The sequence below is a fragment of the Rhodopseudomonas parapalustris genome (assembly GCF_053772255.1).
Genome location: NZ_JAMKBZ010000038.1, coordinates 28278 through 42443, shown reverse-complemented (window position 1 = coordinate 42443; position 14166 = coordinate 28278). Strand labels below are relative to the sequence as shown.

The following is a 14166-nucleotide window of genomic DNA, read 5'->3' as shown; positions in this document are numbered from 1 at the left end:
GGGGGGGGGGGGGGCGCGGCCCCCCCCCCCCCCCCCCCCACACCACCCCCACCCCCGCGCCCGGCGCGCCCCCCGCCAGTCTTGCTCGGGTAGATCAGGTTCTGGATCAGGCGGCCTTGGCGAGGCCGACGCGCGCCCAGATTTCGGCGAGCGCCTGCACCAGATGTTCGATGTCGGCATCAGTGTGCTGCGGCGACGGCGTGATCCGCAGCCGCTCGGTGCCGCGCGGCACGGTCGGATAGTTGATCGGCTGCACATAGATGCCGTAGCGGTTGATCAGCTCGTCGCTGATCTGCTTGCACAGCACCGCGTCGCCGACCATCACCGGAACGATATGGCTCGGGTTCTGCATATGGGCGACGCCGATCTGATCGAGCCGCATCCGGAGCCGGGCGACGCGATCCTGGTGACGCTCGCGCTCGGCCGAGCTCGACCGAATGTGCCGGACGCTGGCCAGCGCACCGGCCGCGACAGCCGGCGGCAACGAGGTCGAGAAGATGAAGCCCGAGGCGAAGCTGCGGACGAAGTCGCACAGAGCCGCCGACCCGGTGATGTAGCCGCCGACGATGCCGAAGGCTTTCGCCAGCGTGCCCTCGATCACGGTGAGGCGATGGCTGAGGCCTTCCCGATCGGCGATGCCGCCGCCGTTCGGACCGTACAGGCCGACGCCGTGGACTTCGTCGAGATAGGTCATGGCGTTGTGCGCGTCTGCGACGTCGCAGATCTCGGCGATCGGCGCGATGTCACCGTCCATCGAATACACCGACTCGAACGCCACCAGCTTCGGCGCATGCGGATCGAGATCGGCGAGCTTGCGCTCGAGGTCGCGCGGATCGTTGTGGGCGAAGATCCGGGTCTCGCTGCGGCTGTGACGGATGCCTTCGATCATCGAGGCGTGGTTCAGCTCGTCCGACAGAATCACGCAGCCCGGCATCCGCGATGCCAGGGTCGACAGCGTCGCCCAGTTCGAGACGTAACCTGAGGCGAACAGCAGTCCCGCCTCCTTGCCGTGCAGTGCCGCCAGCTCCTGCTCGAGCAGAACGTGATAATGGTTGGTGCCCGCGATGTTCCGGGTGCCGCCGGCGCCCGCGCCGCAGGAATCCAGCGCCTCGTGCATCGCCTTCAGCACCTCAGGGTGCTGGCCCATGCCGAGATAGTCGTTGGAGCACCACACCGTGACTTCGTTGGTGCCCTCGGGATGATGATGGGTCGCACGCGGGAACGATCCCGCATGGCGCTCCAGGTCGGCGAACACCCGATAACGCCCTTCGCGATGAAGACCTTCGATCTGGCGCTTGAAATAGGCTTCGTAGTTCATGACGTCCTCCCGTTGAGCGTCGCGGCGGGTTCTGCGACCCGTGCCGATGCCAAGCCGCTCCGGGGATGTTGCTCCAGGAAGGTCTGGCGGAACTGTTCTTCGAGCCGCTGCCGGGCACACACCTGGCGCGCCTTGGGCTCCGAATCGTCGGCGCGGGCGGTCGGCACCACGACGAGCTGCGGCGCGGCGGGGCGACTCTCGACCGTGGCCTGAGACTCGGTGTGCTGCGAAGGGCCCTGCGCGGAGGCAGCGGCGATGGTGGCGGAGGGTTTCTGTTCCATGACGATGTTCTCCGGCGAGAAACCTGGACGAATGCCCCAGCTCCACAGCGTGATGGCAGGCAAGGGCAGCAGCATGAACCAATGCTCGACGACACCGAGCGCGAACAGCGTCGACACCAGCGTCAGTCCGACCACTTCAAACGGCGTATCGGCGACTTCCACAATGCGCTGGATCATAACCACCAGCACTGCGGTCGCCAGAGTCACAGAAATCGGGAAGAAGGCGCTGACCGGCTTGCGCGCGAAGTACGTCTTCAGGAACTGAACGGCGTCCGGCATCAGTTCGTCGTTGGTGACGGGCACGCCGAGAAACAGATTGATCTTCGCACTCTGGCGCAGCACCCAGAGCGCCACATAGGTCCACAGCCCGACTTGATTCTCGGCGCCGAGCGTCACCGCGAGCACCACGGCGCCGCAGGCGAGCAGGCAGATCTCGTGATAGATGATCGCCTGCAGCGCATAGCTCAGCCGGGCGAAGCCCTTGGCGCCGGGCGGGCACGGTTCGGCCCGCGGACCGGTGAGCCAGCCCGACAGGAACGCGATCTCCTGCGCGCCCCACAGGAAGATGATGCAGCTAAATGCCATGTAGGCCGCGCCGACGCTGACGTCGTGCGCGGTGACCGACAGGCCGCACAGCGCGATGGTGAGCATTCCCCCGGCGCACACCGCGCGCAGCAGTTCGGACCGGCCGACGCTGCCGACCAGGAGCAACACCGCCCCGGTGGAGAACCACCAAACGAAGGCTGCGAAGATCGGCGGGCCGAGGTAGCTGACCATCAGACCATCCCCCTCACCACGCCGGACGCAGGCCGATGACGCGCGGCAGTTCGTTGCGCTTCGCCGGCAGCAAGAACAAGCGGCCGAACGCCAGCGCCGCCGAGGCGGCGTAGAACGGCCGCTTCAACTTGCCGAGCAGGCCCTGGCTGTGGCTGCGGTCGATCTTCTCGGCGGCGATACGCAGCCGCTCGAGGTTCTGAAGGAAGCGCGGATCGTCGAGATTGATCGTCACCGGGAACACCTGCTTGGAGATCTCGGTGGTGACGCGGAACACCTGCATGCCATATTCCGTGGCATCCACCCCGAGCGCTTCATAGAAGGCCGGGCGCATGTGATCGCGGACGTACATCGTCGCGAACACCGCCAGCAGGAAGAACCGGATCCACAGCTTGTTGACGCCCGACAGCAGCGACGGATCGGCGCGCATCAGCAGCGCGAACGCCTCGCCGTGCCGGAACTCGTCGTTGCACCAGCGCTCGAACCACTTGAAGATCGGGTGGAAGCGGCGCTCCGGGTGGCGCTCCATCTGCCGATAGATGGTGATGTAGCGGGCGTAGCCGATCTTCTCGGACAGATAGGTCGCGTAGAAGATGAACTTCGGCCGGAAATAGGTGTACTTCTTGACCTTGGTCAGGAACGACAGGTCGACGCCGATGCCGTGATCTTTCAGGATCTCGTTGATGAAGCCGGCGTGGCGTGCTTCGTCGCGGCTGAGAAGGCCGAACAATTCGCGGATTTCCGGGTTCTTGATCCGCTTCTTGATCTCGGCGTAGAGCACGCAGCCGGAGAACTCGGCCGTCAGCGACGACACCAGAAAGTCCTTGAACTCGGCGCGCAGCTCCGGCGGCAGTTGATCAAGGTCGCTGTTGAGGAACTCGTCGGTCTTCTTGAAGTGCGCCTTGTTGTAGTCGGCGCGCAGCTCGTCCATCATCGCGTTCCATTCGGCACGCACGAGGCTGACATCGAGCTTGTCCATCGCCGCATAGTCGGTGGTGTAGAACCGCGGCGTCAGGATGGTGTCTTGCTTGGCGATGTTGAGACTGTCGACGCTGCCCTTGATGTCCGGTCGCGATCGTAGCGCGCCCTGGGCGCCGCCCTCCATTGGAATCATTGAACCCTCCCGGTCGAAAAGCTGACTTCGTACAGTTCGGTCAGTTCACGGTAGCCTTCGAACCGCGCACGGATCTTGTCGAACAGACCGGCACGGACCACGGTTGCGGTGCGACGAACGACCAAACGTTCGCCGAAGTCGACGTGGGTCGGCGCATCATGAACCAGAACCTCGTCGCCGGGTCCGATTTCGATGTCGCCGTCGAGGACGACGTGCGCGTGCAGGGTCTCCGAGGTCTGTTCGATCTCGACCGTGCAGGGGACGTCGAAGCTCGTGCGTTTCCCTAGTCCGAACATGCTTATTTCGAAGCGCCTTTCTCGGTGAGGTTCTCGTTATTGGAGGTGGTTTGTTCAGCGCCGGAGCCGGCGGGCATCAACTGCGCGAAGGCGCGCAGATTGTCGGCGCCGAACGCATTGAGGTCGATCACCTTCTTGGTGACCGGATCGGTCAGCGTGTACTGACCATTGACGTAGCGGGCGAGCTGGAACGCAGGCGCCGAACCGACGCCGGCTTTCTGGCGCTCGCGCGCCATGCCGTGCAGCACCACGCGGACGAAGCCCGAGTGTCCCGGCTGCAGCGACATCACCAATCCGCGGTCGGCGGCGCGATACACCAGCACCGCCCCGTCCGGACTGTCTTCGAAGTTCAGGTCGAGGCTTTCGACCATCGCCGGCGGAGTCATCCGGGACTGTCCGATCCCGGTCAGGCTTGTGGTCGCCGCCGCAGCGATCGTGAAAAACACGACCGCCGCAGCCGCGATCAGAACACCCTTCGGAACATTGAGATTGTGCGCGGCCTCGCTCATCTCGATCTCCGGGTTCAGGCAATTGCCGTTGCGGTGGAACTCGGCAGCGGACCATCCTGGGGGCCGCTGCTGGTGGCTTGTCCGATCGCCAGCGCAGAGCTTTCGGTCTGTGCCTTCACCGCCTCGGTCAACTTGGCGGCGACGGTGGCGACGTCCGGAACCGAATTGAGCATCGGCTCCGGCTGATTGATGTACCAGGGCCGCACATGCGGCCACAGCAACACATAGGAGGCGCGCTTATCGTCGATCATCCGCAGCGGAATATCACCGCTGCCGTCGCGATTGCGGCGCAGGTCGGCGTTGGCGATCTTGGTCAACGGAATGTTGATGGTGATCGGCAGCGCCACGCCCATCTGGAGAAGGACGCGCTTTGAGGTGATGGTGTAGCAGGTCGCGCGACGGAACAACCAGACGAGTAGCGCAAGCAGGCCGAGGCCACCCAGCGCCGGGATCAGAAGCATCGACGCGGAGGTCAATGCTTCCACCGGCGACTGGCCGCTCGACCAGTGCGACCAGGCCTTCCACGCGATCAGCAGGGCGAAATAGGCCGCCACTGCCCGCATGTGGAAGGACCTGATGGCCAACCCTTTATAGGTCGGCTTCCCCTGCCAGATGACGCGCTCTCCCTCCGGCAAGGGCGACGGAAGCTCACGAAACTGGCTGGGGGTGTCCGTCATACCAGAGACTCCGAACGCAGCGGCGTGGCGTAGAGAGTGCCGGCGCCGTAGTACGCACAGATCTTGTCTTCTTCGAGCTTGGTGACCTGGTCGCCCTTGGCGATGGTCGGAACGCCGGCGAACTGATCGCCGCGGATGGCGTCGACCGACACCTTGCCGAACGGGTCGTTGATCAGCGCGAACGGCACCGGAAGCAGCACGCGCTTCTTGCTCTTGGCGACCTCGACTTCGAGGTAGCGGGCGATCACTTCGGCGCGGTCGACCCAGACTTCGGTCACCGTACCGCCGACCACACCGTCGCAGCCCACCACCGGCATGCCGATCGGATTCGGGTCACGCGGATCGAGGAACATGCCCTTGGCGGCGCGCAGCGGAGCGATCGCCGGCAGGTTGTCGAGCGCGAGCTCCGGAACGTCGGCACGCTGTGCGTAGGAGCCCGGACCGACGCCGTCGGCGAACGGGTTCCCGGTCGGCACGAACGGCGCACCCGGCCACGGCGCGGCCGGAGCGAGCGCCACGTTCGGGCGATCGTTGCTGGTCGACGGCACGGTCTTGGTGGCGCCGCCACGCAGCAGGTAGGTCTTCGGATCCGGCGGCGCAGGCACGCCGATCTTCGCCAGACGAGTGCCGGTACCGGCATCGGCGACCAGCGGATAGCCCTCGCGCTTGTCTTCCCGGCGGAGATAGAACAGCAAGCCAGCGAAGAAGATCCAAAATACGTACAGGGTAACCTGCGCTAAGTCCAAATACGCTCCGGGTTGCATGGGACAGACCCCTTCCTCTTAGTTAACCTGGAAATTCGGCAAGGCCGAATTTGGCTGACGACTGCGTGTAGTCCGTTCGTGTCGTGCGCACGAGCGGACCCACGGCGACGAGCGTTGCAAACAGCAACGCGATCTCGATGTAGTAGACGAAGCAATAACCGATCGCCGGCCCCGACAGCACGGCGCCGAGCGCACCGTCGCTGGCGAGCGAAGCAACGGCGTCGCGAATGCCGCCACCCAGCAGGATGCCGCCGCCGGCTGCGGTCGCCTGCACTGCGCCCCACGTACCGAGCGCCATTCCTGAATCACTGCGAGAGGCCACGGCCATCGCCGCGGTCAGCGTGCCGGCCGCGAACAGGCCGCCGCCGAAACCGATCAGCGCCGTGCCGATCCGGAACAGCAGCGCCGATTGCGCCGGCGCCGAGATCACCACCGCCGCGAAGGCGAACATGCCGATCATCGCGCCGAGGCCGGCGAGCCGATACGGATCGCCGCCGCGGCCGAGGGTGCGCGCCGCCAGCGCGAAACCCGCCAGCGTGCCGAGCGCGAAGAACGCGGTCAGCGCCGTGGTCTGGCCGACGGTGAGCTGCAGTACCTGGGCGCCATAGGGCTCCAGCAGAATGTCCTGCATCGAGAAGCCTGCCGTGCCGAGCGCGATCGCAACCAACATCCGGGTCGAGCCGCCGGCATCACGGAACTGAGCCCAGGACTCGGCGAACTGCGGACGTTGACGCGCCACAGCGGTCAGCGCCGGATTGCGGGCCTCCTGCTTCCACAGCGCGACGATGTTGAGCAGAAGCTGCATCACCGCGACGCCCTGGATGACCTGAATCAGCCTGAGCTCGCTGAAGTCGCGCAGCAGCTCGCTGAAGATCAGCGCACTGCCGGTCATCCCGATCAGCAGCATGACATACAGGAACGCCACGACTCGCGGCCGCGAGTCTTCCGGCGCGATGTCGGTAGCGAGCGCCAGCCCAGCGGTCTGCGTGGTATGCAGACCGGCGCCGACCAAGAGGAACGCCAGCGCAGCGCCGAATTGGCCGTACACCGCCGGATACTCACCGCCGCCGGACAGCACCAGCAGCGCGAACGGCATAATGGCAAAGCCGCCGAACTGCAGCAGCGTGCCCATCCAGATGTACGGCACGCGGCGCCAGCCGAGCACCGAACGGTGATGGTCGGACTTGAAGCCGATCAAGACGCGGAACGGCGCGAATACCAGCGGCAGCGACACCATCAGCGAAACGAGCAGCGTGGTGACGCCGAGCTCGACGATCATCACGCGATTGAGGGTGCCGTTGAGCAGCACGACCGAGGCGCCGACCGAAACCTGAAACAGCGACAGACGCAGCAGACGGCCGAGCGGAAGCTCTTTGGTCGCCGCGTCGGCGAACGGCAGGAATCGCGTGCCAAGACGCATCCAGCCTTTCGCCAATGTCGCCGCAAGTTGGCTCATCGTCGAACCATCTCCAGGGCCTGCGAGGTGTAGAAGCCGGACGACACCCGATGGGTGCGGCCGGGCTGCCATTGCGCCAGCAGCGGCTCAGCCGCGACCAGGGCACGTAGTTTCTTTTCGCTGATCGGCTCGATCGCCGGCGCACGATCGGCGCGCGGGAAGAAGCCGCCGACGAAGTGCATCAGCGTCAGCAGCGGAGTCTTCGGGGCGAAGGTCACCGCCATTGATTGGCGGGTGCGCGACGCCAGCGTCGCCAGCATCCGGCAGATGTCGTGGGGCAGATAATGGATCAGCGAATCCATCGCGACCACGAAGTCGAACTCGCCGAGTTCGGGATCGAGCATGTCGCCGGAGCGGAAGTCGATCGCGGCCGGATCGATGTCGGCCGGCAACCGCTCGCGCGCTACCGCGACGAGGGTCGGAGACAGGTCGATCGCCACCACCTTGGCGCCGCGCCGCGCTGCCTCGATCGACAGAGCACCGGTGCCACAACCGGCGTCGAGCAGCCGGGTGCCGGTCATGTCGGCGGGAAGCCACGACAACAGGGTGTTGCGCATCTCGTCGCGGCCGGCGCGCACGGTGGCGCGGATGCCGCTGACGGGCGCGTCCGACGTCAGCTTCGCCCAGGTGTCGGCCGCAGTGCGGTCGAAATAGGTTTCAAGCTCGCCGCGTCGCTCGATGTAGCTGCCCAACGCCATCAATCAAATCCCAAGAGATCAAAGATGTCGCGATCCTTCAGCGGCTTGCCTTGGACCGGGGGCTCCTTCGCCTCCCACAACTCCGTAGCGAGCCGAAGATACTCATTTTGCACAGCTTCGATTTCTGCGGTGTGATCCATCTCAAAAAGTGTCATCTTTTTCAGACGGCTCTTCCGGATGACATCGAGATCCGGCAGATGCGCCACGCGCTGGATACCGGTGCGCTCGCCGAACTTGTCGATCTGGTCGGTCTCACGGCTGCGATTGGCAATCAGTCCGGCCAGCCGCACACTGTAGTTCTTCGACTTCGCCTGGATCGCCGCGGCGATGCGGTTGGCGGCGAAGATCGAATCGAAGTCGTTGGCGGCGACGATCATCGCCCGCTCGGAATGCTGCAGCGGCGAGGCGAAGCCGCCGCACACCACGTCACCGAGCACGTCGAAGATCACCACGTCGGTGTCTTCGAGCAGATGATGCTCCTTGAGCAGCTTGACGGTCTGGCCGACGACGTAGCCGCCGCAGCCGGTGCCCGCCGGCGGACCGCCGGCCTCGACGCACATCACGCCGCTGTAGCCCTCGAACACGAAGTCCTCGGGGCGCAACTCCTCGGAGTGGAAGTTCACCGACTCCAGGACGTCGATCACCGTCGGCATCAGCTTCTTGGTGAGCGTGAAGGTGGAGTCGTGCTTCGGATCGCAGCCGATCTGCAGCACGCGCTTGCCCAGCTTGGAGAACGCCACCGACAGGTTCGACGACGTCGTGCTCTTGCCGATGCCGCCCTTGCCGTAGATCGAGAACACCTTGGCGGAGCCGATCTTGACGTCAGGGTCGAGCTGGACCTGGACGCTGCCCTCGCCGTCGCCTTCGGCGCATTTGCCGGCATTGATGTCGGCGCAGCCCGAGGTCTTCAGCTTCAGGGGGTCAGTCAGGATGTTCATGCGGCCACTCCCACGCCTTCCAGGCGATCCTCGAGCTCTTCGCCTGCCTTGCGCAGGGTCTCGAGCATTTCCGGGTCCGGAGACCAGTAGTTGCGTTCGTGCGCTTCGATCAGGCGGTTGGCGACTTTCGCCGAGGCCACCGGATTGAGCGCGGCGAGGCGTGCCCGCATTTCAGGATCGAGCACGAAGGTCTCGGTGAGCTGCTTGTACACCCACGGCGCGACTTCACCCGTGGTTGCCGACCAGCCCATAGTATTTGTGACGTGCTCTTCGATCTGGCGCACGCCTTCGTAGCCATGCTTGAGCATGCCCTCGTACCACTTCGGATTCAGCATCCGAGTGCGAGTTTCGAGTGCGACCTGCTCCGACAGCGTGCGGACGGTGCCGGCCCCGCGGGTCTGGTCGCCGATATAGACCGGGGCGGCCTGGCCGCCCTTGGCCTTGCGCACCGCGCGGCTGATGCCGCCGAGCGTGTCGAAGTAATGATCGACGGTGGTGACGCCAAGCTCGACCGAGTCGAGATTCTGATAGGCGAGATCGACATCGGCGAGCGCGCTCTTGAGCAGCTCGGCGTGCTGCACCGGCTGGCCCTTAAGGCCGTAGGCGAAGCTCTTGCGCTTGGTATAGGTCTCGGCCAGCTCGTCCTCGTCTTCCCAGCGGCTGTTCTCGACCAGATGGTTGACGTTGGAGCCGTAGGCACCGTCGGCATTGCCGAACACCCGCAGCGACGCCGTCTCCATGTCGCACTTGTGCTCGGCCTGATAGGCCAGCGAATGCTTGCGGATGAAGTTCTGCTCGGCCGGCTCCTCGGCGCTCGCCGCCATGAAGGCGGCTTCGGCGAGCAGCTTGATCTGCAGCGGCAGCAGGTCGCGGAAGATGCCCGACATGGTGATGATCACGTCGATGCGCGGCCGGCCCAGCTCTTCGAGCGGGATCAGGTCGGCGCCGGCGAGACGGCCGTAGCCGTCGAACCGCGGCCGGGCGCCCATCAGCGCCAGCGCCTGGCCGATCGGCGCGCCTTCGTTCTTGAGGTTGTCGGTGCCCCACAGCACGATCGCGACCGTCTCGGGCAGCGGATTGCCCTCGGCGATGTGCTTGTCGATCAGCCGCTGCGCCTGCTTGGCGCCGTCCTGCAGCGCGTAGGCCGACGGAATGCGGAACGGATCGAAGCCGTGCAGGTTGCGGCCGGTCGGCAGCACCGCAGGCGTGCGCAGCAGGTCGCCGCCCGGCGCCGGACGGATGAACTTGCCGTCGAGCGCGCGCAGGATCGCGGCGAGTTCGTGATCCTCGGCGAGCAGCTTGTCGATCCCGGCCAGCTCCTTGAGCATGTCGAGATTGGCCTGGGCCTCGGGACCATTGCCGGACAGATGCTCGGGATGGCCGCCGCGCACCAGCGCTTCGAGTAAGGACTTGTCCGGCCGCTTGCCGTGCATCGCATCCGCAACGGCTTCCAGCGTCTCGACCCGCTCCTCTTCGGACGGCACATTGCCGACCACATGGAGGCCGTGCGGGATCAGCGCGTATTCCATCTCGAGCACGGAGTCGGCGAGCTTGGCGATGGTCGCCCCCGCCTCTTCGGCGGTCCAGGCCGGTTCGGCCGGGGCGAGGTCGAGGCCGGCGGCCTGAGCCTGCACCAACGTCGCGAGATTTGCGCGCTCGGTCTCTTCCTCCGGCGTCAGGCCGCGCCAGCGCTCGAGCGAAGACTTCAGCTCGAGCAGCCCGCGATACAGGCCGGCATGCGCGACCGGCGGAGTCAGATAGCTGACCAGCGTCGCCGCCGACCGCCGCTTGGCGATCGCGCCTTCGGACGGGTTGTTGGAGGCGTACAGATACATGTTCGGCAGATCGCCGATCATGCGGTCGGGCCAGCAGGTGCCGGACAGGCCGGTCTGCTTGCCGGGCATGAATTCCAGCGCGCCGTGGGTGCCGAAATGCAGCACCGCGTGAGCGCCGAAATCCTGCTTGATCCAGCGATAGAACGCCGAGAAGGCATGCGTCGGCGCAAACCCCTTCTCGAACAGCAGCCGCATCGGGTCGCCTTCGTAACCGAACGCCGGCTGCACGCCGACGAACACGTTGCCGAAGCGCTCACCGAGAATGAAGATCGACGAACCGTCGCTCTGCTGCTTGCCGGGCGCCGGACCCCACTGCGCTTCGATCTCCCGCAGATAGCGTTCGTTCTTGACGTGATCGCCGGCCATCACGCGGGCATGGACGTTGGCATTGGCGCCGAACCGTGCCGCATTGCCGTTGATGATCGCCTCGCGCAAGCTATCGACGCTTTCGGGGACCTCGACGGTGTAGCCTTCGGCCTTCATCGCCTTCAGCGTGTTGTAGAGCGACTCGAACACGCCGAGGAACGCCGCGGTGCCGGTGTTGCCGGCGTTCGGCGGGAAGTTGAACAGCACCGCAGCGACCTTGCGGTCCTTGCGTTCGCTCCGGCGCAGCGCCACCAGCTTGGCGGTGCGAGACGCCAGCATTTCGGCGCGCTCGCTGCAGACATGCATGTCGCCGCCGCTTTCGTTGCGCTCGAACTTGCAGAACTTCTCGCAGCCCGGGCAGGCGACGTCGCCGCCGTCGGAGCGGCCGCCATAGACCATCGGGTTGGAGCAGCCGTCGAGCTCGGGGATCGCCACCATGATGGTGCTTTCCACCGGCATCAGACCGCGATCGGACGTCGCCCACTGCTCCAGCGTCTGGAACTCGACCGGATGCGCCGACAGATACGGCACGTCGAGCGCGGCGAGGATGTCTTCGGCCGCCTTGGAGTCGTTGTAGGCGGGACCGCCGACCAGCGAGAAGCCGGTAAGCGACACCACCGCATCGACCGTGGGACGGCCGTTCTTGATGAAGAACTGCTCGATCGCCGGGCGCTGATCGAGGCCCGAAGCGAACACTGGAATCACGCGCAGGCCCTTGGCCTCGAACGTCTCCAGCATGCCGTCATAATGCCCGGCATTGCCGGCGAGCAGATAGGAGCGCAGCAGCAGGACGCCGACCGTGCCCTTGGCCTCGCTCGGGCCCGTCGGCAGCTTGTCGACCGACTCGGCAATCCGGCCCTTCATCTTCGGGTGGTACACGCCGATATCGGGATATTCGAGCGGCGGCTCGACCTTGGCGACGCCGCGCAGACCCTTGCGCGGACCGCTCGCGTAGCGGTCGATCAGCAGCCGCACCATGTTGGCGATGTTCTGCTCGCAACCGGCCAGCCAGTACTGCAGCGTCAGGAAGTAGGCGCGCATGTCCTGCGCGGTGCCGGGCACGAAGCGGAGCAGCTTCGGCAGCTGCCGCAGCATCTTCATCTCGCCCTTGCCGGCCGAGCCTTCGTGCTTCTTGCCGCGCAGCTTCTTCAGCCAATTGATCATGCCGAGCGCTTCGGCGCTCATGTCGAACTTGCCGATGTGGGTGAGCTTCACCACCTCGGAGGCCGACATGCAGCACACCATCGCGTCGCATTCGGTGCGCCGCGCCTGCAGCGCCGGCATTACCGCACGGACGTGATCGTCCATGAACAGCATGGTGGCGATGATGATGTCGCCGGTGGCGATGTCGGCGAGGCAGCGCTGCAGCGCGTGTCCGTCGCTCCCCCACTCGTCGGCGGAGTGCACCGTCAGCTCGATTCCGGGATAATCCTTCCGCAACACGTTGCGAGCACGTGCGGCGGCACCGGACAAATGGCTGTCCAGCGTGACGATGACGACCCGGACCGGGGTCTTATCAGCGGGCGAAGTGCGCTTTGGCATCGTACAATGTCTCGACAGTGATTGTTGCGACACCATTCTCGTTGGCGAAGCGCTCGGTATTTCGTCGAGCCTTGCCGCGGACGAAGAACGGTATCTTCAGCAGTTCCTTTTCGGCTTCCGGCGCCCATACGGCTCCCGTGGGAGCAGTTGCGGCCGGGACCGGTTGAGATGCTGCACCGTCGAGAACCGGCGCGCTTTGCGGCAGCGCAACGGCGACCTCCGCCGCTGCGGGCGCGGGGGCGGGTGCGTGGCCGGTGCCAAGATGCGACGGCAGCGCGCCGTCCTTGAATTCGAAATCGTCCTTGAACATCGCCAGAAGATGTTCTTCGAGGCCCATCATCAGCGGATGGACCCAGGTGTCGAAGATCACGTTGGCGCCTTCGAATCCCATCTGCGGCGCGTAGCGCGCAGGGAAATCCTGAACATGGACCGGCGCCGAGATCACCGCACAGGGCACACCGAGGCGCTTGGCGATGTGGCGCTCCATCTGAGTGCCGAGCACGAGTTCCGGATGCAGCTCGGCAACCTTGGCCTCGACTTCCAGATAATCGTCGGTGATCAGCGCTTCGACGCCGTATTTCGCCGCCGCCTCACGGACATCGCGGCCGAATTCGCGGCTGTAAGTGCCGAGCCCGACCACCTTGAAGCCGAGTTCTTCGGACGCGATCCGCGCCGAGGCGATCGCATGGGTGGCATCGCCGAAGATGAAGACGCGCTTGTTGGTGAGATAGGTCGAATCGACCGAATGCGAGTACCACGGCAGCCGCGTCGAAGCGGCCGCGAGTACCGGCTCGGGATCGACGCCGGCGAGGCCGGCGACTTCGCGAACGAACTCGCGGGTTGCCGAAACGCCGATCGGAATCGTCTTGGTAAACGGCTGGTGGAAGATCCGCTGCAGCCACGAGGCGACCTGCGAAGCGATTTCCGGATACAGCACGACGTTGAAGTCGGCGTCGCCGAGCCGGGTGAGATCGACCGGGGTCGCCCCCATCGGCGCCACGACATTGACGTCGATGCCGAGTTGGCCGAGCAGCTTGGTGATCTCAGTAATGTCGTCCCGGTGGCGGAAGCCGAGCGCGGTCGGCCCGAGCAGATTGCATTTGGGACGCTGGCCTGCAGGGCGTTCGGCACGCTTGGTGCCGGGCGGCGGCGCCTTCGGGCCGGCGATCGCGCGCACGAGCTGATAGAACGTCTCCGACGCGCCCCAGTTTTCCTTGCGCTGATACGCCGGCAGATCGATCGGAATCACCGGAATCGAGAAGCCGAGCGACTTGGCGAGCCCACCGGGATCATCCTGGATCAGCGAGCCGGTGCAGGACGCACCGACGATCATCGCCTGCGGCTTGAAGCGCGCATAAGCGTTGCGCGCCGCGCTCATGAACAGTTCGGCCGTGTCCTTGCCGAGATCGCGCGCGGCGAACGTCGTGTAGGTCACCGGCGGCCGCTTGTTGCGGCGCTCGATCATGGTGAACAGCAGATCGGCGTAGGTGTCGCCTTGCGGCGCGTGCAGCACGTAGTGCAGCCCTTCCATACCGGTCGCGATCCGCATCGCGCCGACGTGGGGAGGTCCTTCGTAGGTCCAGACGGTGAGCTGCATG

12 protein-coding genes are annotated in these 14166 nt (G+C 65.5%); all 12 read right to left on the bottom strand.

The genetic code is table 11. The annotated features are described in order from the left end of the window. Positions 1–106: 106 nt before the first annotated feature. The 12 genes from hemA to bchB are packed head-to-tail and all read right to left on the bottom strand — an operon-like array spanning position 107 to position 14165. On the bottom strand, positions 107–1318 hold the full coding sequence (gene hemA, locus M9H71_RS22950; protein ID WP_455407187.1) for a 5-aminolevulinate synthase: 1212 nt from the start codon (positions 1316–1318) through the stop codon (positions 107–109). After that, on the bottom strand, positions 1315–2376 hold the full coding sequence (puhE, locus tag M9H71_RS22945; protein ID WP_455407186.1) for a putative photosynthetic complex assembly protein PuhE: 1062 nt from the start codon (positions 2374–2376) through the stop codon (positions 1315–1317). The genes hemA and puhE overlap by 4 nt, the downstream gene beginning before the upstream one ends. 13 nt (positions 2377–2389) lie before the next feature. Beyond that, on the bottom strand, positions 2390–3487 hold the full coding sequence (gene acsF, locus M9H71_RS22940) for a magnesium-protoporphyrin IX monomethyl ester (oxidative) cyclase (protein WP_455407185.1): 1098 nt from the start codon (positions 3485–3487) through the stop codon (positions 2390–2392). Further along, positions 3484–3783, bottom strand: a complete 300-nt coding sequence (locus M9H71_RS22935) for a hypothetical protein (protein ID WP_164605063.1) — start codon at positions 3781–3783, stop codon at positions 3484–3486. The genes acsF and M9H71_RS22935 overlap by 4 nt, the downstream gene beginning before the upstream one ends. Positions 3784–3785: 2 nt before the next feature. After that, positions 3786–4292, bottom strand: a complete 507-nt coding sequence (gene puhC, locus M9H71_RS22930) for a photosynthetic complex assembly protein PuhC (RefSeq protein WP_455407184.1) — start codon at positions 4290–4292, stop codon at positions 3786–3788. A gap of 14 nt (positions 4293–4306) precedes the next feature. Then, positions 4307–4969, bottom strand: coding sequence for a photosynthetic complex putative assembly protein PuhB (gene puhB, locus M9H71_RS22925; RefSeq protein ID WP_455407183.1), 663 nt, complete (start codon positions 4967–4969; stop codon positions 4307–4309). Then, positions 4966–5733: a photosynthetic reaction center subunit H gene (gene puhA / locus M9H71_RS22920; protein WP_455407182.1), complete on the bottom strand. Its 768-nt coding sequence runs from the start codon at positions 5731–5733 to the stop codon at positions 4966–4968. Before puhA ends, puhB begins: the two co-directional genes overlap by 4 nt. 22 nt (positions 5734–5755) lie before the next feature. Further along, complete coding sequence (locus M9H71_RS22915) at positions 5756–7189, bottom strand: MFS transporter (RefSeq protein ID WP_455407181.1); 1434 nt, start codon at positions 7187–7189, stop codon at positions 5756–5758. Further along, positions 7186–7887, bottom strand: coding sequence for a magnesium protoporphyrin IX methyltransferase (bchM, locus tag M9H71_RS22910; protein WP_455407180.1), 702 nt, complete (start codon positions 7885–7887; stop codon positions 7186–7188). The genes M9H71_RS22915 and bchM overlap by 4 nt, the downstream gene beginning before the upstream one ends. After that, positions 7887–8825, bottom strand: coding sequence for a ferredoxin:protochlorophyllide reductase (ATP-dependent) iron-sulfur ATP-binding protein (bchL, locus tag M9H71_RS22905; protein WP_455407179.1), 939 nt, complete (start codon positions 8823–8825; stop codon positions 7887–7889). Before bchL ends, bchM begins: the two co-directional genes overlap by 1 nt. Further along, positions 8822–12568, bottom strand: coding sequence for a magnesium chelatase subunit H (locus M9H71_RS22900; protein ID WP_455407178.1), 3747 nt, complete (start codon positions 12566–12568; stop codon positions 8822–8824). Before M9H71_RS22900 ends, bchL begins: the two co-directional genes overlap by 4 nt. Then, positions 12543–14165, bottom strand: coding sequence for a ferredoxin:protochlorophyllide reductase (ATP-dependent) subunit B (gene bchB, locus M9H71_RS22895; RefSeq protein ID WP_455407177.1), 1623 nt, complete (start codon positions 14163–14165; stop codon positions 12543–12545). The genes M9H71_RS22900 and bchB overlap by 26 nt, the downstream gene beginning before the upstream one ends. Position 14166 lies beyond the last annotated feature (1 nt).

What these genes read in the sequence shown, in the direction of transcription:
- puhE (WP_455407186.1), bottom strand. Translation starts at nt 2,376, where the DNA reads ATGGTCAGCTACCTCGGCCCGCCGATCTTCGCAGCCTTCGTTTGGTGG.
- puhB (WP_455407183.1), bottom strand. Translation starts at nt 4,969, where the DNA reads ATGACGGACACCCCCAGCCAGTTTCGTGAGCTTCCGTCGCCCTTGCCG.
- puhA (WP_455407182.1), bottom strand. Translation starts at nt 5,733, where the DNA reads ATGCAACCCGGAGCGTATTTGGACTTAGCGCAGGTTACCCTGTACGTA.
- acsF (WP_455407185.1), bottom strand. Translation starts at nt 3,487, where the DNA reads ATGATTCCAATGGAGGGCGGCGCCCAGGGCGCGCTACGATCGCGACCG.
- puhC (WP_455407184.1), bottom strand. Translation starts at nt 4,292, where the DNA reads ATGAGCGAGGCCGCGCACAATCTCAATGTTCCGAAGGGTGTTCTGATC.
- hemA (WP_455407187.1), bottom strand. Translation starts at nt 1,318, where the DNA reads ATGAACTACGAAGCCTATTTCAAGCGCCAGATCGAAGGTCTTCATCGC.
- M9H71_RS22915 (WP_455407181.1), bottom strand. Translation starts at nt 7,189, where the DNA reads ATGAGCCAACTTGCGGCGACATTGGCGAAAGGCTGGATGCGTCTTGGC.
- bchL (WP_455407179.1), bottom strand. Translation starts at nt 8,825, where the DNA reads ATGAACATCCTGACTGACCCCCTGAAGCTGAAGACCTCGGGCTGCGCC.
- M9H71_RS22935 (WP_164605063.1), bottom strand. Translation starts at nt 3,783, where the DNA reads ATGTTCGGACTAGGGAAACGCACGAGCTTCGACGTCCCCTGCACGGTC.
- bchB (WP_455407177.1), bottom strand. Translation starts at nt 14,165, where the DNA reads ATGCAGCTCACCGTCTGGACCTACGAAGGACCTCCCCACGTCGGCGCG.
- M9H71_RS22900 (WP_455407178.1), bottom strand. Translation starts at nt 12,568, where the DNA reads ATGCCAAAGCGCACTTCGCCCGCTGATAAGACCCCGGTCCGGGTCGTC.
- bchM (WP_455407180.1), bottom strand. Translation starts at nt 7,887, where the DNA reads ATGGCGTTGGGCAGCTACATCGAGCGACGCGGCGAGCTTGAAACCTAT.